The organism is Xanthomonas bonasiae, from assembly GCF_017163705.1.
Classification (GTDB): Bacteria; Pseudomonadota; Gammaproteobacteria; order Xanthomonadales; family Xanthomonadaceae; genus Xanthomonas_A; species Xanthomonas_A bonasiae.
Genome location: NZ_JAFIWB010000014.1, coordinates 98,210 through 115,318, shown reverse-complemented (window position 1 = coordinate 115,318; position 17,109 = coordinate 98,210). Strand labels below are relative to the sequence as shown.

General features: G+C 69.8%; 17 protein-coding genes. 14 read left to right on the top strand and 3 right to left on the bottom strand.

Annotated elements, in window-relative coordinates; translation table 11 throughout:
* From pstC to JR064_RS13480, 12 genes are all read left to right on the top strand, one after another.
* The coding region (gene pstC / locus JR064_RS13535) for a phosphate ABC transporter permease subunit PstC (RefSeq protein ID WP_206230045.1) at window positions 1-791 on the top strand (791 nt) is incomplete at its 5' end.
* Entirely contained in the window at window positions 791-1,657 is an 867-nt protein-coding gene (pstA, locus tag JR064_RS13530) for a phosphate ABC transporter permease PstA (RefSeq protein ID WP_206230044.1), read from the top strand. The genes pstC and pstA, both read left to right, overlap by 1 nt.
* A 19-nt stretch (window positions 1,658-1,676) precedes the next feature.
* A complete protein-coding gene (gene pstB, locus JR064_RS13525) occupies window positions 1,677-2,504 on the top strand; it encodes a phosphate ABC transporter ATP-binding protein PstB (RefSeq protein ID WP_179565786.1) in 828 nt (275 codons plus the stop codon).
* Between the two features lie 71 nt (window positions 2,505-2,575).
* Window positions 2,576-3,286, top strand: coding sequence for a phosphate signaling complex protein PhoU (gene phoU / locus JR064_RS13520; RefSeq protein WP_179565788.1), 711 nt, complete (start codon window positions 2,576-2,578; stop codon window positions 3,284-3,286).
* Window positions 3,287-3,446: 160 nt separating this feature from the next.
* Complete coding sequence (locus JR064_RS13515) at window positions 3,447-3,869, top strand: RcnB family protein (protein ID WP_179565790.1); 423 nt, start codon at window positions 3,447-3,449, stop codon at window positions 3,867-3,869.
* A gap of 153 nt (window positions 3,870-4,022) precedes the next feature.
* The gene (locus tag JR064_RS13510) at window positions 4,023-4,379 is read left to right on the top strand and encodes an HvfA family oxazolone/thioamide-modified RiPP metallophore (RefSeq protein ID WP_206230043.1); all 357 of its coding nucleotides are present in this window, start codon (window positions 4,023-4,025) and stop codon (window positions 4,377-4,379) included.
* Window positions 4,366-5,250, top strand: a complete 885-nt coding sequence (locus JR064_RS13505) for an HvfB family MNIO-type RiPP peptide maturase (RefSeq protein WP_206230042.1) — start codon at window positions 4,366-4,368, stop codon at window positions 5,248-5,250. Before JR064_RS13510 ends, JR064_RS13505 begins: the two co-directional genes overlap by 14 nt.
* Window positions 5,243-5,989 (top strand): HvfC family RiPP maturation protein, encoded by a 747-nt coding sequence (locus tag JR064_RS13500; RefSeq protein ID WP_206230041.1) that lies wholly within the window; start codon window positions 5,243-5,245, stop codon window positions 5,987-5,989. Before JR064_RS13505 ends, JR064_RS13500 begins: the two co-directional genes overlap by 8 nt.
* A gap of 341 nt (window positions 5,990-6,330) precedes the next feature.
* Window positions 6,331-6,975, top strand: coding sequence for a ribonuclease T (rnt, locus tag JR064_RS13495; protein ID WP_179565798.1), 645 nt, complete (start codon window positions 6,331-6,333; stop codon window positions 6,973-6,975).
* 130 nt (window positions 6,976-7,105) lie between these two features.
* Entirely contained in the window at window positions 7,106-7,495 is a 390-nt protein-coding gene (locus JR064_RS13490) for a hypothetical protein (protein WP_206230040.1), read from the top strand.
* A 63-nt stretch (window positions 7,496-7,558) separates the two neighbouring features.
* Window positions 7,559-7,897 carry an Imm1 family immunity protein gene (locus JR064_RS13485; protein ID WP_206230039.1) on the top strand — a complete coding sequence of 113 codons (339 nt, stop codon included), beginning with the start codon at window positions 7,559-7,561 and terminating at the stop codon, window positions 7,895-7,897.
* 83 nt (window positions 7,898-7,980) lie between these two features.
* The gene (locus JR064_RS13480; protein ID WP_206230038.1) at window positions 7,981-8,211 is read left to right on the top strand and encodes a hypothetical protein; all 231 of its coding nucleotides are present in this window, start codon (window positions 7,981-7,983) and stop codon (window positions 8,209-8,211) included.
* A gap of 42 nt (window positions 8,212-8,253) precedes the next feature.
* Here JR064_RS13480 and JR064_RS13475 read toward each other — a convergent pair whose 3' ends face one another.
* From JR064_RS13475 to JR064_RS13465, 3 genes are all read right to left on the bottom strand, one after another.
* Window positions 8,254-11,172: a ligand-binding sensor domain-containing diguanylate cyclase gene (locus JR064_RS13475; RefSeq protein WP_206230050.1), complete on the bottom strand. Its 2,919-nt coding sequence runs from the start codon at window positions 11,170-11,172 to the stop codon at window positions 8,254-8,256.
* Between the two features lie 404 nt (window positions 11,173-11,576).
* Entirely contained in the window at window positions 11,577-12,965 is a 1,389-nt protein-coding gene (locus JR064_RS13470; protein WP_206230037.1) for an ATP-binding protein, read from the bottom strand.
* Window positions 12,962-13,687, bottom strand: coding sequence for a response regulator (locus JR064_RS13465; RefSeq protein WP_206230036.1), 726 nt, complete (start codon window positions 13,685-13,687; stop codon window positions 12,962-12,964). The genes JR064_RS13470 and JR064_RS13465 overlap by 4 nt, the downstream gene beginning before the upstream one ends.
* A gap of 203 nt (window positions 13,688-13,890) precedes the next feature.
* On the opposite strand from JR064_RS13465, the gene JR064_RS13460 reads away from it, so the two are divergent.
* Window positions 13,891-15,138: an efflux RND transporter periplasmic adaptor subunit gene (locus JR064_RS13460; protein WP_206230035.1), complete on the top strand. Its 1,248-nt coding sequence runs from the start codon at window positions 13,891-13,893 to the stop codon at window positions 15,136-15,138.
* A 10-nt stretch (window positions 15,139-15,148) separates the two neighbouring features.
* Window positions 15,149-17,107, top strand: a complete 1,959-nt coding sequence (locus tag JR064_RS13455; protein ID WP_206230034.1) for a MacB family efflux pump subunit — start codon at window positions 15,149-15,151, stop codon at window positions 17,105-17,107.
* Window positions 17,108-17,109: the final 2 nt, after the last annotated feature.

The following is a 17,109-nucleotide window of genomic DNA, read 5'->3' as shown; positions in this document are numbered from 1 at the left end:
TGAGCTTCTTCTACTCCAGCGAATGGAATCCGGTCGAGAACAAGTACGGCGCGCTGGCGCCGATCTACGGCACCCTGGTCACCGCCATGATCGCGATGCTGATCGCGGTGCCGGTGAGCTACGGCATCGCGTTCTTCCTGACCGAAGTGTCGCCGCGCTGGCTGCGCGGCCCGATCGGCACCGCCATCGAACTGCTGGCCGGCATCCCGTCGATCATCTACGGCATGTGGGGCCTGTTCGTACTGGTGCCGGTGATGACCGAATACGGCACCCCCTGGCTCAACGACCACGTCGGCACACTGCCGGTGATCGGCCCGATGTTCCAGGGCCCGCCGCTGGGCATCGGCCTGCTCACCGCCGGCTTCGTGCTGGCGATCATGGTGATCCCGTTCATCTCCTCGGTGATGCGCGAAGTGTTCCTGACCGTGCCGACGCGCCTGAAGGAATCGGCCTACGCGCTGGGTTCGACCAAGTGGGAAGTGAGCTGGGACATCGTGTTGCCCTACACCCGCTCGGCGGTGATCGGCGGCATCTTCCTCGGCCTGGGCCGCGCGCTCGGCGAAACCATGGCGGTGGCGTTCGTGGTCGGCAACACGGTGCGGCTGTCGCCGTCGCTGCTGGAACCGGGCACCACCATCGCCGCGCTGATCGCCAACGACTTCGGCGAGGCCACCGAGACCTACCGCTCGGCGCTGCTGCTGCTGGGCTTCGTGCTGTTCATCGTGACCTTCGTGGTGCTGGCGATCGCCCGCCTGATGCTGCAGCAACTGTCGCGCCGGGAGGGCAACTAATGGCCGCCGACATCGCCGATCGTCTGTACAACCGCCGCCGCGTGGTCAACGTGTTCGCGCTGCTGCTGTCCTGCCTCACCGCGCTGTTCGGGCTGGCGTTCCTGGGCTGGATCCTGTGGACCCTGCTGTCCAAGGGCATCGCCGGCATCGACGTCGACCTGTTCACCCGCATGACCCCCCCACCGGGCGAAGAAGGCGGCCTGGCCAATGCGTTCTTCGGCAGCGCGGTGATGTGCGGCCTGGCGCTGCTGATCGGCACCCCGCTGGGCGTGGCCGCCGGCACCTGGCTGGCCGAATACGGCAATGCGCGCAAGACCGGCCAGGTGGTGCGCTTCGTCAACGACATCCTGCTGTCGGCGCCGTCGATCGTGCTCGGCCTGTTCGTGTACACGCTGTACGTGATGCAGACCGGCGGGCGCTTCTCGGCGATGGCCGGCGCGCTGTCGCTGGCCTTCATCGTGCTGCCGGTGGTGGTGCGCACCACCGACGAAATGCTGCGCCTGGTGCCTTCGCAGATGCGCGAAGCGGCGCTGTCGCTGGGCATCCCGCAATGGAAGGTGACGGTGCAGGTGCTGTACCGCAGCGCCTCGGCCGGCATCGTCACCGGTGTGCTGCTGGCGCTGGCGCGCATCAGCGGCGAGACCGCGCCGCTGCTGTTCACCGCATTCGGCAACCAGTACTGGAACAACAACGTCATGCAGCCGATGGCGAGCGTGCCGGTGGTGATGAACTCCTTCGCCGGCAGCCCCTACCCGAGCTGGCAGCAACTGGCCTGGTCCGGCGCGCTGGTGCTCACCGTGTTCGTGCTGCTGGTCAGCCTCGGCGCGCGCGGCCTGCTGAGCCGCTACAAGACATCCAACGATTGATACCCATATGGAACCGGCCATGAACGATCAGCACAACGCCGCACCGATGCACCGCATCGCCATGCCCACCGGGCACACCGCGCTGGCGCCATCGCCGGTCAAGGTGGCCGCGCGCGGCCTGGACTTCTATTACGACAAGTACCACGCGCTGAAGGGCATCAACATCGAGGTGCCGGAAAAGCGCGTCACCGCGCTGATCGGCCCGTCCGGCTGCGGCAAGTCCACGCTGCTGCGCATCTTCAACCGCATCTATGCGCTGTATCCGAAGCTGGAGGCGCGCGGCGAGGTGCTGCTGGACGGCGAGAACATCCTGTCGCCGAAGTACCCGATGAACCGCCTGCGCAGCAAGGTCGGCATGGTGTTCCAGAAGCCGGTGCCGTTCCCGATGACCATCTTCGAGAACGTCGCCTACGGCATCCGCCACCACGAGAAGCTGTCCAAGGCGGACATGACCGACCGCGTCGAGCAGGCGCTGCGCCAGGGCGCGCTGTGGGACGAGGTCAAGGACAAGCTCGGGCAGAGCGCGCTGGGCCTGTCCGGCGGCCAGCAGCAGCGCCTGTGCATCGCCCGCGCCGTCGCCCTGCGCCCGGACGTGCTGCTGCTCGACGAGCCGACCTCGGCGCTGGACCCGATTTCCACCAGCCGCATCGAGCAGCTGGTCGAAGAGCTGAAGAGCGACTACACCATCGTCATCGTCACCCACAACATGCAGCAGGCCGCGCGCGTGTCCGACTACACCGCCTTCATGTACCTGGGCGACCTGATCGAGCACGACCGCACCGAGATCATCTTCTCGCAGCCCAGCAAGCAGCAGACCGAAGACTACATCACCGGCCGCTTCGGCTGAGACGCCCCGACGCCAGCCCCGCGACGCCAGGACGGCCGCGGCGACACTAACGAATCCAACGGACCTACGACATGAACACCCAGCCGAACGAGCACATCGTGAAGAGCTACGACGAAGAACAGCACCGCATCGCCGCGGAGATCGTGCGCATGGGCGAGACCGCGGTGGCGCAGCTGGAAGCGGCGCTGGACGTGGTCGAGCGCCGCGACGACAACGCCGCGCTGCGCATCGTCGTCAACGACGAGGCGATCGACGCGCTCGAGCATGCGATCAGCAGCGACGTGATGCGGCTGGCGCTGCGTGGACCGATGGCGCGCGACCTGCGCGAGATCCTCGCCGGCCTGCGCATCCCGGCCGACATCGAGCGCATCGGCGACTACGCGGCGAACGTGGCCAAGCGCTCGATCGCGCTGAACACCTCGCCGCCGATGCCGCAGACGCTGGGCCTGCGCCAGCTCGGCAAGCTCGCCGCGCAGCAGGTCCGCGAAGCGCTGCTCGCCTACCAGAGCAACGACGCCGACGCCGCGCTGCGGGTCCGCCAGGGCGATGCGCTGCTGGACGCGCAGTACACCGCGCTGTTCCGCGAACTGCTGACCTACATGATGGAAGATCCGCGCAACATCACCCCGTGCACGCATCTGCTGTTCATGGCCAAGAACCTGGAGCGGATCGGCGACCACGCCACCAACATCGCCGAGAACGTGTGGTTCCTGGTGCATGGCGACCAGCCGTTGCCGCCGCGCGACAAGCGCGACGAAACCAGCAGCACCTCGGGCATCTGAGTCCGGATTCACGCGGCCTCGACGCGGTCGATACGTGGCGACACATATCGACACGTGCAAATGATTGAATCTCCTGGAAATTTTATCGCCTATTCATCGGCTGGCGCCTAGCGTGTCGGTACGCGTGGAGCCGTTCTCCACCGACCACCCAGGAGACACCATGAAGCGCATCATCGGTTCGGTCCTCGCCCTGTCCTTGCTGGCCTCCGGCGGCGCATTCGCCGCCGGCCAGGACGACCACGATCGCGACCGCGATCCGCAGCAGGTGCGCAAGGACCATCAGGACGACAAGGGCCGCAAGGACCAGCACGGCGATCGCGGTCCGCAACAGGCGCGCAACGACGGCCGCCGCGACGATCATCGCGACGACCGCCACGACAACGGCCGCCATGAAGGTCCGCGCCACTACAAGCGCGGCGAACGCCTGGCCTCCGATCATCGCGGCGACCGCGTGCCCGACTACCGCAAGCGCGGCCTGAAGGCGCCGCCGCGCGGCCACGAGTGGCGCCGGGTCGACAACCAGTACGTGCTGATCGCCGTCGCCACCGGCGTCATCAGCAGCGTCATCGCCAACAGCCGCTGAGGCGGCGGCGCACACCAGGCCCCGCTTCGGCGGGGCCTTTTCGTTGGCGGACGGCGCAGCGCCGCATGCGGCGCACGGCGCCAGCGGGTACGCTTGGCGGACACGGCCAGCGTGGCGACGCCGGCACCACGACCGCCTGCCAGGAGAGTCCGCATGTCCATTCCCTCGCGTCCGTCCACCGCCCTCGCCGGCGCCGTCCTGCTCGGCGGCCTGGGCCTGTCCGCCTCCGCGCTGGCGATGACCGACCTGGCCCAGGGCTATGCGCTTGGCGCGCAGTCCGCGGCGCCGCCGAGCGCCGACACCGCAGCGTCCAAGGCGCCGGCGCAGCCGAAGTCCAAGTCCGCAAATGCCGCCGGCGCCGACAAGGCCGCCGAGGGCAGCTGCGGCGCGCATGCGCAGCAAGCCACCACGGCCACACCGGACAAGCCCGCTGCCGCCCCGGCCGAGCACGACGACAAGGCGATGGCCGAAGGCAAGTGCGGCGAAGGCAAGTGCGGTGGCGGCGGCTGATTCCTCCGCGCGCAGGCCGGCCGCGGCGAGCGCCGGACTCGGCCTGCGCCGCGGCCTGCTGCCGGAGCTGCTGCAGGCCGCGCCGGGAGCGTTCGATTTCCTCGAGTGCGCGCCGGACAACTGGATCGGCGTCGGCGGCCGCCTGGGCGCGATGCTGGATACGCTGGCCGCGCGCCATCCGCTGAGCTGCCATGGCCTGTCGCTGTCGCTCGGCGGCATGGCGCCGCTGGACGCGGACCTGCTGCGGCAGACCCGGCAATTCGTGGATCGGCACCGCGTCGCGCTGTACAGCGAACACCTGAGCTACAGCGCCGACGACGGCCAGCTCTACGAACTGCTGCCGCTGCCGTTCACCGACGAGGCGGTGCGCCATGCCGGCGCACGCATCGCCCAGGCGCAGGATGCGCTGGGCCGGCGCATCGCGGTGGAGAACGTGTCCTACTACGCCGCGCCCGGCCAGGCGTTGAGCGAAGCCGAGTTCGTTGCCGCGGTGCTGGCCGAAGCCGACTGCGACCTGCTGCTCGACGTCAACAACGTCTGCGTCAACGCCGCCAACCACGGCTACGACGCCCGCGCCTTCCTTGCCGCGATGCCGAGCGCACGCATCGCCTCGTACCATATCGCCGGGCATCGCGACGACGCCGCCAGCGCGCTCAAGATCGACACCCACGGCGCGGCGGTGGCTGCCGACGTGTGGGATCTGCTCGACGCCGCCTATCGGCTGCATGGCGTGCGCCCCACCCTGCTCGAGCGCGACAGCCAGTTCCCGCCGCTGTCCGAGCTGCTGCACGAGGTGCAGCGCATCCGCGACGCACAGGCGCAGGCCACGTCGGCGCAAGCAGCGCAGATGGCGCAAGCGGCGCATGGCTGACTCCCTGCACGCGCAGCAGTTCGCGCTGGCCCTGCACCTGCGCGATCCGCAGCGGCACGCGCCGCCGGCGGACATCGAGCCGCGGCGGCTGGCGGTGTACCGCGCGCTGTTCTTCGACAACCTCGCGCAATTGCTCGCCTCGCATTTCCCGGTGCTGCGCGCCACCCTGGGCGAGGACGCATGGCAGGCACTACTGCGCGCGTTCTGCGCCGGGCACCGCGCGCGCACGCCGCTGTTCCCGCGCATCGGCGGCGAGTTCGTGCGCTTCCTGCAGCAACGCGGCGAGGACGCGCAACGGCCATGGCTGGCGGAACTGGCGCACTACGAAACGGTCGAGCTGGAGGTGCAGATCGACGATGCGCCATTGCCGCCGCACGATCCGCACGGCGACCTGCTCGACGGCGTTCCGCAGCTCTCGCCCTGGCTGCGCCTGCTGCGCTATCGCTGGCCGGTGCAGCGCATCGGCCCGGCCTGGCAACCGGGCGAGGCACCGGCGCAGGCGACCTGCCTGCTGGCGCGGCGCGATGCCGACGGCCAGGCCCGCTTCGCCGAACTGGCGCCGCTGGCGCATGCCCTGGTCGAGCGGCTGCGCGACGGCGAGCACAGCGGACGCGCGCTGCTGCTGCGCCTGGCCGCCGAGCACGACCAGGACCCCGCCGCGCTGCTGCACGACGGCGCCGCGCTGCTCGAGCGCCTGCGCCAGCAGGGCAGCGTGCTCGGTACCCGCGTGCCGGCCTGAGGCGCAAAGGTGACTGATCCAGATCCAGAGCATGCCCCTGTAGGAGCGGTTTCAACCGCGACAAACGAAGCGGTATGCCTTCCGACCTCGGACAGTGTCGGGGCTGAAGCCCCTCCTACAGTGCACCCAGCCGGCGGCAAGTCGATGTGGGAGCCATTCCCAATGGCCTCGAGCCATCACCGCGACGCACAAAGCGGCAGCCAACAATCGCCTGCGCTGCCGCCTCCTGCCACGCGATGACAACCGTGATGCCGCTCGCGCAGGCCACGCCCGGCCCATCGCCACACTCGCGGCGCCTCCACCGCGGCAGCCGTTTAGCCGCGCTCTGCTACCCTGCACGCATGAACGATCACGTCGAAAGCCCGTCCCAGCCCCTCGCCGCCACTCCGATGTCGCGGCGTTTCCGCGGCTATCTGCCGGTGGTGGTGGACGTGGAGACCGGCGGCTTCGACTGGAACCGGCACGCGCTGCTGGAGATCGCCGTGGTTCCGATCGAGATGGACGACGCCGGCCAGCTGTACCCCGGCGCCACCGCCAGCGCGCATGTGGTGCCGGCGCCCGGCACCGCCATCGACCCGAAGTCGCTGGAAGTCACCGGCATCATCCTCGACCACCCGTTCCGCTTCGCCAAGCCCGAGCGCGAGGCGCTGGACCACGTGTTCGCGCCGGTACGCGCGGCGGTGAAGAAGTACGGCTGCCAGCGCGCGATCCTGGTCGGCCACAACGCCCACTTCGACCTGAACTTCCTCAACGCCACCGTGGCCCGCTGCGGCCACAAGCGCAACCCGTTCCACCCCTTCAGCGTGTTCGACACCGTGACCCTGGCCGGCATCGCCTACGGCCAGACCGTACTGGCCCGCGCCGTACAGGCGGCCGGCTTCGACTGGAACGCCGCCGACGCGCACAGCGCGGTCTACGACACCGAGCAGACCGCGCGCCTGTTCTGCAAGATCGCCAACGCGTGGCCGGCGCCGCAGATCGGCTGAGGGTCCAGCACCGACCGCAGCCGCACCGCATTGTCGGCCAGAGGGCCAGCGCTTCACCAAGCTCGCTTCGCCTTGCGGCTCTCAACTCAGGTATCAGCTGGCTATGGGAATGTTCCGGCAAACGATCATTATGGCCGCCCTGCTCTTGGCAGGCAGCGCGCAAGCGGACGATTTCCTGCGCCAAAACGTCCTTTACTTCCTGCAACACGCGTCCGTGACTGCACATGTCCGCATTGATCGCACTCGTACCGTCAATGAATTTCGCGACCTCACGACCGGGCGGGTCGGATACAAGACGTTCGAGGTGATGGCCACCGTCATCGAGGGATTCAAGGGCGTCGGACAAGGCAAGATTACGTTCCTCGTCGTCCAGGAGCAGCCTTCCGACCCGCCACGCAACGGCCAATTCATCGTCAGCCTGAATCGCGACAAGGATGGCCGTCTCGTCTTTGCGGATGACAGCGTCTTGTGGGTAGCCGCCAGCCCAGACCTGCTTGCCGCAGTCCGCGCGGGCGAATAACGAAAGAGTGCATTTGGGCAGAGCCGCCTCGCGGCTCGATGCAGGCTGAGAGCCAGATAAAAAATGTCTCAGGATCAACATCAAGAGCTTTGGTACCAGGCCGCGGGCGGGCAGTCGCTTTGCGCACTCATAAACGGTCGCGTCGGTTGTTTGATGTACCTGCGCGAAGCCGGAGACGCTGGATTCAGTTCACGCAACCCGGACTATTCCGGCCCTGAGGATGCGATGATCGAGTTCATCCTTGGCAACGGCCAATTGGATCTCTATCCGGCGTCGTGGACACTCCCGCTGACGCATATCACGCGGGCCATTGACTACTTTCAATCGACAGGATTACCGCCGCCCTTTATCGCTTGGAATAACGACTCAGAAGATGGCAGCCTGCCCGGCCCTATCACCTAAACAATTCTGATGTTGCCGATTCGAATACCTGGCCTTCGCGCGACCATGGACATGGCCACTCTCAGACCAACCATAATTGATCGATGCTCGATTTCATCGGAGAACTTGGCGGACTCGATCCATGGCTGTGGCGTGGGTGGGCGTATCTGTTTTCCTCTTCCTACCGTGCGAACCGGCACGCGCGATGGGCTGCAGAAGGCCGCATCTACGCTTTAGCGGATATCGCGTTCTCACTGGCGATCATGGCACTGGAGATTTATCTGGCCGTTGTTTTTTCAAATATTGCACTTGAGAGCATTGGCAGTCATCGCTGACAGTTCCTCAGATCAAAAGCCGCGACTGCACGCGCCAAGCGGTTACCCCACACACACCCGATCCCGCCCCCCGCTCTTCGCCCGATACAAGGCCACATCCGCACGCTGCAACAACTGGCTCGGCGTTTCCTCCCCGCTCAGCGCGACCAGGCCGGCGCTGAAGGTCACCCGCAGCGCCGGGGCGTCGGCCCACTGCAGGCGCGCGTGGAACAGGTCGCGCAGGCGCGCGGCCATGCGCTCGGCGTCGGCCAGCGGGGTGTCGCCGAGCAGCACCGCGAATTCCTCGCCGCCCAGCCGCGCCGGCAGGTCGGAGCCGCGGCAGGCGCTCAGCAACAGTTGCCCGACCTCGCGCAGCACCGCATCGCCGGTGGCGTGCGAGTAGCCGTCGTTGATCTGCTTGAAGCGGTCGATGTCGATCACCAGCAGGCACAGCGGAGTGCCGCTGCGCTGCGCGCGGCGCAACTCGCGCAGCAGCACTTCGTCGAAATGGCGGCGGTTCGGCAGCGCGGTCAATGCGTCCTCGTGGGCCTGGCGCTCGAACGCGTCGGCCTGGTCCTGCAGTTCGGCCAGCAGCTGGCTCTTGTCGGCGTCGGCGCGCAGCAGCCGTTCGGTCTGCAGTTGCAGGGCGCCGGTGCGCTGCTTGACCAGCCGCTCCAGGCGCAGATTGCGCCGCTTGTAGCGGGCGATCAGGTAGCGGTACAGCGCCACCAGTGCGAACAGCAGCGCCAGCGCGGCAGCGGCCTGCACGCTGCCGCGTTGCCACCACAGCGGGGCGACGCTGAAATGCCAGACCGCCTCGCGCGCGCTCCAGGCGCCATCCGGATGCGCCGCGGCCACGCGCAAGGTGTAGTCGCCCGGCGGCAGGCCGATGAATTCGACGCTGCGCTGCTGGCCGCGCTCCACCCACTCCTTGTCCAGGCCGTCGAGCCGGGTGCGGTAGCGGATGCGCTCGGGCAGCAGGTAGCTGAGCCCGACGTAGGACACCGCGATGCGCGTGGCGCCGGGCAGGCGCGACTGGCGCCGCCAGGCGAACGGCCGCCCATCCAGCAGCACGTTCTCGATCGCCGCTGGCGGCGGCAGGCGTTCGCGGAAGCGCTGCAGCCGGCGCGGATCGACCGTGCTGATGCCGCCGGCGGTGACCAGCCACACGCTGCCGTCGCCACGCACGATTTCCGATGGGCCGGAGCTGCCGTTGCCCTGGGCATTGGCCATGCCGTCGATCTCGTTGTAGCGGGTCACCTGCAGTCTGCCGGCGCGGCCGTCGGCGACCGCGTTCAGCGCGTCGGCGCTGGTCCGCAGCACGCCGCGGTTGCTGCTGATCCAGACGTTGCCGAGGCGGTCGCGGACCAGCTGGAACACGGTGTCCACCGGCATGCCCTGCTCCAGCCCGACCCGCGCCAGGCGGCCGTCGCGATAGCGGTGCAGGCCGCGGTCGGTGGAAATCCACATGTCGCGGCCCAGCGCCTGGAAGCCGAACACGCTGCGCGCGCCGCCCAGCGGCTCCAGCGGCAGCCGCTGCACGCGGCCGTCGCGCAGCACCGAGGCGCCTTCGACCGAGCCGATCCACAGCGCGCCATCGATGCTCGCCAGCGCGGTGATCAGGCCTTGCGGCAAGCCCGGCACGTCGGCCACGCGCGCCTGTTCGCCGTCGATGCGCACCAAGCCGCGCTGGGTGCCGATCCACACCGTGCCGGCGCGGTCCACGCTGATCGCGCGGACGTGGCCGCTGGGCAGGCCGTCGCCCTTGTCGTAGTGGCGGCGCACGCAGCCGTCGCGCAGCCGGTACACGCCGTCGGCGTAGGTGCCGACCCACAGGTCGCCGTCGCTGCCGCGCGCCAGGCTCAGCACCGATGGCGCGCTGCCGTCGGCGTTGCGCAGGCCCGCCGGCGCGATGCTGCCGTCCGCCGCCATCCGGTCCAGGCCGGCGGCGCTGCCGATCCACAGCGCGCCGTCGGGCGCTTCCAGCAGCGCGCGCACGTAGTCGCCGCTGAGCCCGTCGCGGCGCGTGTAGCTGGTGAACAGGGTTTCGCGCAGCCGGAACAGGCCGCCGTTGGCACCGATCCAGATGCTGCCCTCGGCGTCTTCGAGCAGGCTCACCACGCGCCCATTGGGCAGCACTTCGCCCGGCGCCATGTGCTCGATGCCGTACCGGCCGATGCGCAGCAGGCCCTGGTTCTCGGTGCCCAGCCACAGCGCGCCGTCGCGGTCGCGCAGCATCGCGGTGAAGTGGCCGTAGCCCGGCAGGCGGTGCACCAGCACGGCGCGCTCGTCCTGCAGCCGGTACACGTTCTCGCCGGCGACCAGCCACAGCGTGCCGGCGGGGTCGCGGTACGGCCAGGCCAGGCCGGGCGGCAACCCGAAGGCGTCCGGCGCGCGCCGCAGCACGCCCTGCGCGTCGCGGTACAGCAGGCCGTCGAGGCTGCCGATCCAGACCCGGCCGCGGTCGTCCACCGCCATCCGCGGGAAGCTGTTGGCCAGCGGCAGGTCCGGCGGCGCCGGCTGGTAGTCGAAGCGGCCGTCCGGCCACAGGCAGCCCAGGCCATTGCCTTCGAACAGCAGCCATAGCCGTCCCTGGCGGTCTTCGGTCATGGCGTGGATCAGCGCGCGCGGCCAGCCCGGCGGCTGCAGCCAGAAGCGCCAGTTGCCGGCGCGGTCGTAGCGGCCCAGGTTGCCGCGCGAATCGCTGAGCCACAGCGCGCCGTCGCGGCCGACGTACAGCGCACCGACGCCGTTGTCGGGCAGGCCGGGCCGGGTGCTGCGATCGATCACCGCGAAGTCCAGGCCGTTGTAGCGCACCAGGCCTTCCCAGGTGGCGAACCACAGGCGTCCGTCCGGGGTCTGCGCCAGGTCGCGCAGCGAGTTGTGCGGCAGGCCGTTGCGCGAGGTCCAGGCATCCACGGCGTAGTCGCGCAGCGGCGGCGGCCCGGCCGCGGACGGGTCGGCGGCCGCGGCCGGCCCCATTCCGAGCGACAGTGCGCACAGCGCCAGCAGCAGCCACGCATGCGCGGCGCGGCGGACGGCCGCCGCATGCCCCGACGCCGCCGCCCTCACCGGATCGATCCGGCCCGGAGGGCGCCAGCGCGTGCCATCGCTCCCCATGCGGGTCGCAAGAGGCTTGCGCGGGCGCGGGCTGAACCAGCGCGTCGGCGGGCAGGCGCCGCCGCGTCATGACGCCGCGCCGGACCGGCGCCAGCACGGCCCTGCGGGCCGGTGCTGCCAGGCAGCGGACGCCATGCCCGGGGGCACGGCGGCCGGCCAGGATCGGCGAGACGGGGGCGATGCTGGCTCATTGCCGGAACGGAACACGGGAACAGCGCACATGGTAGGCAAAAATCCGCCGCCGCGGGTGGACGCGCGTGCCGCGCTCAGTTCCGGCGCAGCGGCGCCGCCCATTGCACGCAGGCTTCCAGGCCGCCTTCGGGCAGGTTGCGCAGGCGCAGCGTGGCGCCGTCCTTCTCGGCCAGCGCACGGGCGATGGTCAGGCCCAGGCCAGCGCCGCCGGTTTCGCGCGAGCGCGACGTCTCCAGGCGTACGAACGGCGCGAACACGGTCTCCAGTTCGGCCTCGGCGATGCCCGGGCCGCGGTCGCGCACGTACACGGCGAGCGTCCCGTCGGCATGGCGCTCGGCGGCCACCCGCACCGACCCGCCGTACTTCAGCGCGTTGTCGACCAGATTGGAGAACAGCCGGTGCATCGCCAGCGGGCGCAGCGGCAGCACCGCGCCGCAGCCGTGTTCGAAGACCGCGTCGGCGCCGGCCTCGGCCGCGTCCTCGACCACGCTCTGCAGCAGCGAATCCAGGTCCAGGGCGGCGCGCTGTTCGGCGGTCTCGGCGCTGCGCGCCAGTTCCAGGCCTTCGCGGATCAACGCCTGCATCGCCGCCAGGTCGCCGATCAGGCGCTCGCGCAGCGCTTCGTCCTGCACGTTCTCCAGCCGCAAGCGCAGCCGCGTGGACGGGGTCTGCAGGTCGTGGGTGATCGCCGCCAGCATCTGCGTGCGTTCGCCCAGATGCCGCTGCAGGCGCTGCTGCATCGCATTGAAGGCCTGCGCGGCGCGGCGCACTTCCAGCGGCCCGCGCACCTGCAGCGGCGGGCGCTGCAGGTCCTGGCCGAGGTCGGCGGCGGCATCGGCCAGCCGCTGCAGCGGCGTGCTGGCGATGCGCGCGACCACGTAGGCCAGCAACGCGATGGCCAGCGCCAGCAGCGACAGGAACAGCGGGTCCACCGCCAGCGCGGTCTGCCGCGCGATCGGCTGGGTCTGCAGGCCCAGCCGCAGCGGCGTGCCGTCGTCCAGGCGCAAGGCGATCAGCCGGCAGGTCGGCGGTTCCAGCGAGGCGTCCTGGCGGTCGAAGTCGCGGCGCTGCGGCGGCGGCAGGAAATCCGGACGCTGCGGCATGCAGGCGGGCATGTCCAGGCGCGACACCTGCGCCGGCGCGAGTGCGCCGCCGCGCGCGCCGAGCACCGCGGCGAAGACCGGGTCCGGCGCCTGCCCGCGCGCCGTGGCCGGCAGGATGCGGATGCCCGGGCCGCCCAGCGACAGCAGCCGCGCGCGCAGTTCCGGGCCGGCGCTCTGCAACAGTTCGACGAAACTCTGCAGGCGGTCGGCGGCGCGCTCCATGTTCTGCCGGTCGAATTCCTGGCGGCGCTTGGCATTGGCCAGCAGCGTGGCGAAGCTGGCCGCGCAGGCCATGCCCAGCAGCAGGATCAGGAACAGGCGCCCGGCCATCGAGGCGAAGAACCGGCGCAGCCGCTTCATTCCAGCGCCACCGCCGCGGCCAGCACATAGCCTTCGTTGCGCACGGTCTTGATCAGACCGTCGCCGCCGCTGTCGCCCAGTTTCTGCCGCAGGCGGCTGATCTGCAGGTCGATCGCGCGGTCCTGCGCCTCGTACTGGCGGCCGCTGCTCAGCGCCACCAGCTGTTCGCGCGACAGCACCTTGTTGGCATGGCCGACGAACACCCGCAGCAGGCGGAATTCGGCACCGGACAGCACCACCACCCTGCTGCCCGGATCGACCAGGTGGCGTTGCTCCAGGTCGAACAGCCAGCCGCCGAAGCGCGCGCGGCGGATCGCCAGCGGCTCCAGGTTGGCCGGCAGCGCCTCGGTCCGGCGCAGCACGTTGCGGATCCGCGCCAACAGTTCGCGCGGTTCGAACGGTTTGGCCAGGTAGTCGTCGGCGCCCATCTCCAGGCCGAGCACGCGGTCGATCGGCTCGCTGCGCGCGGTCAGCATGATCACCGGCGTGCTCGACTTGGCGCGCAGGTCGCGGCACAGGGTCAACCCGTCCTCGCGCGGCAGGTTCAGGTCGAGCACGATCAGGTCCACGTGTTCGCGCTCCAGCACCTGGCGCATCTGCGCGCCGTCGCTGGCGGTGCTGACCTGATAACCGGCGCGGCCCAGCTGTTCGGCCAGGAGAGTGCGGATGTCGACGTCGTCGTCGACCACCAGCAGGCGATGCATGGTCGGTTCTTCCTTCATGCGGCGATGATCCATCCTAGCCGATCGGCGCGCGCGCCCGGTGCGTGTCGCCGCGTATCGCCAGCCTGGCCGGAAACACTTCGATACGGGCCACGCTGAACCCGATACACGCCGACACAGAGCGTGCGTTGAGGCCGGGCGGGCGCGGCCGCCATGCTGCTGTCGACGCCGCAGCACGCGGCCAGGCTACAGGTCCCGCCTCCGTGAAATCCGCGCTTCCCAAGACACGACGCAACCGCATCGTGCTGCTGATCCTTGCGCTGCTGCTGCTCGCCGCGATCGCGGCCTGGTGGCTGCGGCCGCCGCCGGCACCGACCCTGGCCACGTCGCCGGTAGTGCGCGGCGACATCGAGCAGACCGTCGAAGCCACCGGCACGATCAAGCCCTCGCAGCTGGTCAGCGTCGGCGCGCAGGCATCCGGCCGCATCGAGTCGCTGAAGGTCAAGCTCGGCGACAACGTCAAGGCCGGCGACCTGATCGCCGAGATCGATTCGCGCACCCAGCTCAACACGCTCAAGAGCGCGCAGGCGGCGCTGCAGAACGCGCGCGCCACGCGCCAGGTGCAGGTCGCCAACCTGCGCCAGTACGAACTGGCGTTCAAGCGCCAGCAGCAGATGCTGGCCGCCGAAGCCACCTCCCAGGCCGACTACGACAGCGCGCGCGCCACGCTGGAAGGCACCCGCGCGCAGATCGCCGCGCTCGACGCCACCATCGCCGAGCAGCAGACCACGGTGGACAGCGCGCAGACCACCCTGGGCTACACCAAGATCACCGCGCCGATCGACGGCACCGTGGTCGCGGTGGTGTCCAAGCAGGGGCAGACGGTCAACGCCAACCAGAGCACGCCGACCATCGTCATGCTCGGCAACCTCAACACCATGACCGTGTACGCGGAGATCTCCGAAGCCGACGTGGTCAAGACCAAGGAAGGCCAGCCGGTGTACTTCAGCATCCTCGGCAATCCGGACAAGCGCTATACCAGCACCCTGCGCGACATCGCCCCGGCGCCCGAATCGGTCACCAGCGAGGACAGCACGTCCACGACCACGTCCTCCTCGTCCACCTCCACCTCCAGTTCGGCGATCTACTACTACGGCCTGTTCGACGTGGACAATGCCAGCCGCGAACTGCGCACCTACATGACCGCGCAGGTCAGCATCGTGCTCGGCAAGGCCAGCAAGGTACTGAGCATTCCCTCGGCGGCGCTGGGCGACAAGCGCGGCGACGGCCGCTACACGGTGCAGGTGGTCGGCGCCGACGGACGCCCGCAGCCGCGCACCGTGCGCATCGGCCTCAACAACAACGCGCAGGCCGAAGTGAAGAGCGGCCTGCACGAGGGCGAGCAGGTGGTGGTCGGCGAGGCCACCGCCGCGACCAAGCAGGCCGCGAGCGAGAAGAACAGCCAGCGCCGCGGCGGTCCCGGCGGCGGCCCGCCGCCGATGGGCATGTGAGGCGCCGGCCATGAGCGAAGCACTGCTGCAGCTGCGCGACCTGCGCCGCGAATTCCCCGCCGGCGACGAGACCCTGGTGGTCCTGCGCGACGTCAACCTGGATATCGCCGCCGGCGAGATGGTGGCCATCGTCGGCCAGTCCGGTTCCGGCAAGTCCACCCTGATGAACATCCTCGGCTGCCTGGACCGGCCCACCGCCGGCAGCTACCGCGTGGCCGGCCGCGCCACCGGCGCGATGCAGCCGGACGAGCTGGCGCAGCTGCGCCGCGAGCACTTCGGCTTCATCTTCCAGCGCTACCACCTGCTCGGCGACCTCGACGCCAGCGGCAACATCGAAGTGCCCGCGGTGTATGCCGGCATGCCTGCGGCGGCGCGCAGCGCGCGCTCGGCCGAGCTGCTGCGCCGGCTCGGGCTCAGCGACCGCGCCGGGCATACCCCGGGCAAGCTCTCCGGCGGCCAGCAGCAGCGCGTCTCGATCGCGCGCGCGCTGATGAACGGCGGCCAGGTGATCCTGGCCGACGAACCCACCGGCGCGCTGGACACACGTTCGGGCGAGGAAGTGATGGCGATCCTCGGCGAGCTGCATGCCGAAGGCCACACCATCATCGTCGTCACCCACGACATGTCGGTGGCGCAGCACGCGCAGCGCATCATCGAGATCCGCGACGGCGCGATCATCGCCGACCGCGCCAACCCGGCGATCGACGCGCACCGCGCCGCGCGCCGCCTAGAGCCGGCCGCGGCCGGCGGCAGCCGCTTCCAGGCGCTGCGCGACCGGTTCACCGAAGCGTTCCGGATGGCGCTGCTGGCGATGAACGCGCACCGCCTGCGCACCTTCCTGACCATGCTCGGGATCATCATCGGCATCGCCTCGGTGGTCTCGGTGGTGGCGCTGGGCAACGGTTCGCAGCAGCAGATCCTGTCCAACATCTCCGCGCTCGGCACCAACACCATCGAGGTCTATCCGGGCAGCGGCTTCGGCGACATGCGCTCGGGCCGGGTGCAGACGCTCAAGGCGCGCGACGCCACCGCGCTGGCGCAGCAGAGCTACGTGGACAGCGCCACGCCCAACGTCTCCACCTCGGTCACCGCGCGCTACGGCAACCAGTCGTCCACCGCCCAGGTCAGCGGCGTCGGCGAGCAGTACTTCCGGGTCAAGGGTCTGAAGCTGGCCGAAGGCGCGTTCTTCGGCGCCGAGGCGGTGTCGGGCATCGAGCAGGTGGCAGTGATCGACCAGAACACCCGCGCGCAGTTCTTCGGCAAATCGCCGCGCAGCCCGATCGGCCAGGTGATCCTGCTCGGCAACGTGCCGGTGCGCGTGGTCGGCGTGGCGCAGAAGCAGACCACCGGCTTCGGCAGCAGTTCCACGCTGAGCGTCTGGGTGCCCTATACCACCGCGATGTCGCGCATGCTCGGCCAGAGCTACGTGTCCAGCATCACCGTGCGCGTGTCCGACGCCACCCCGATGGATGCGGCCGAGCAGGCGCTGACGCGGCTGCTGAAGCTGCGCCACGGCAGCGAGGATTTCTTCCTCAGCAACAGCGCCGAGATCCGCGAGACCATCGAGAAGACCACGCAGACGCTGACCCTGATGATCGGCGCGATCGCCGCCATCGCGCTGGTGGTGGGCGGCATCGGGGTGATGAACATCATGCTGGTGTCGGTGACCGAGCGCACCCGCGAGATCGGCGTGCGCATGGCGGTCGGCGCGCGGCAGAGCGACATCATGCAGCAGTTCCTGATCGAGGCGGTGCTGGTGTGCCTGCTCGGCGGCCTGCTCGGGGTCGGCCTGGCGCTGGCGCTGGGCCGGGTGTTCGCCGCGGCCGGCGGCAGCTTCAGCATGATCTTCTCGACCGGCTCGATCGTCGCCGCCTTCGCCTGCTCCAGCCTGATCGGCGTGGTGTTCGGCTTCCTGCCCGCGCGCAACGCCGCGCAACTCGATCCCGTGGAGGCCTTGGCCCGCGAATGAAC

Excerpts from the sequence above, each read along its gene's own strand:
- pstA (WP_206230044.1), top strand. The coding sequence starts at position 791 with ATGGCCGCCGACATCGCCGATCGTCTGTACAACCGCCGCCGCGTGGTC.
- pstB (WP_179565786.1), top strand. The coding sequence starts at position 1,677 with ATGAACGATCAGCACAACGCCGCACCGATGCACCGCATCGCCATGCCC.
- phoU (WP_179565788.1), top strand. The coding sequence starts at position 2,576 with ATGAACACCCAGCCGAACGAGCACATCGTGAAGAGCTACGACGAAGAA.
- JR064_RS13515 (WP_179565790.1), top strand. The coding sequence starts at position 3,447 with ATGAAGCGCATCATCGGTTCGGTCCTCGCCCTGTCCTTGCTGGCCTCC.
- JR064_RS13510 (WP_206230043.1), top strand. The coding sequence starts at position 4,023 with ATGTCCATTCCCTCGCGTCCGTCCACCGCCCTCGCCGGCGCCGTCCTG.
- JR064_RS13500 (WP_206230041.1), top strand. The coding sequence starts at position 5,243 with ATGGCTGACTCCCTGCACGCGCAGCAGTTCGCGCTGGCCCTGCACCTG.
- rnt (WP_179565798.1), top strand. The coding sequence starts at position 6,331 with ATGAACGATCACGTCGAAAGCCCGTCCCAGCCCCTCGCCGCCACTCCG.
- JR064_RS13490 (WP_206230040.1), top strand. The coding sequence starts at position 7,106 with ATGGCCGCCCTGCTCTTGGCAGGCAGCGCGCAAGCGGACGATTTCCTG.
- JR064_RS13485 (WP_206230039.1), top strand. The coding sequence starts at position 7,559 with ATGTCTCAGGATCAACATCAAGAGCTTTGGTACCAGGCCGCGGGCGGG.
- JR064_RS13480 (WP_206230038.1), top strand. The coding sequence starts at position 7,981 with ATGCTCGATTTCATCGGAGAACTTGGCGGACTCGATCCATGGCTGTGG.
- JR064_RS13475 (WP_206230050.1), bottom strand. The coding sequence starts at position 11,172 with ATGGGGCCGGCCGCGGCCGCCGACCCGTCCGCGGCCGGGCCGCCGCCG.
- JR064_RS13470 (WP_206230037.1), bottom strand. The coding sequence starts at position 12,965 with ATGAAGCGGCTGCGCCGGTTCTTCGCCTCGATGGCCGGGCGCCTGTTC.
- JR064_RS13465 (WP_206230036.1), bottom strand. The coding sequence starts at position 13,687 with ATGAAGGAAGAACCGACCATGCATCGCCTGCTGGTGGTCGACGACGAC.
- JR064_RS13455 (WP_206230034.1), top strand. The coding sequence starts at position 15,149 with ATGAGCGAAGCACTGCTGCAGCTGCGCGACCTGCGCCGCGAATTCCCC.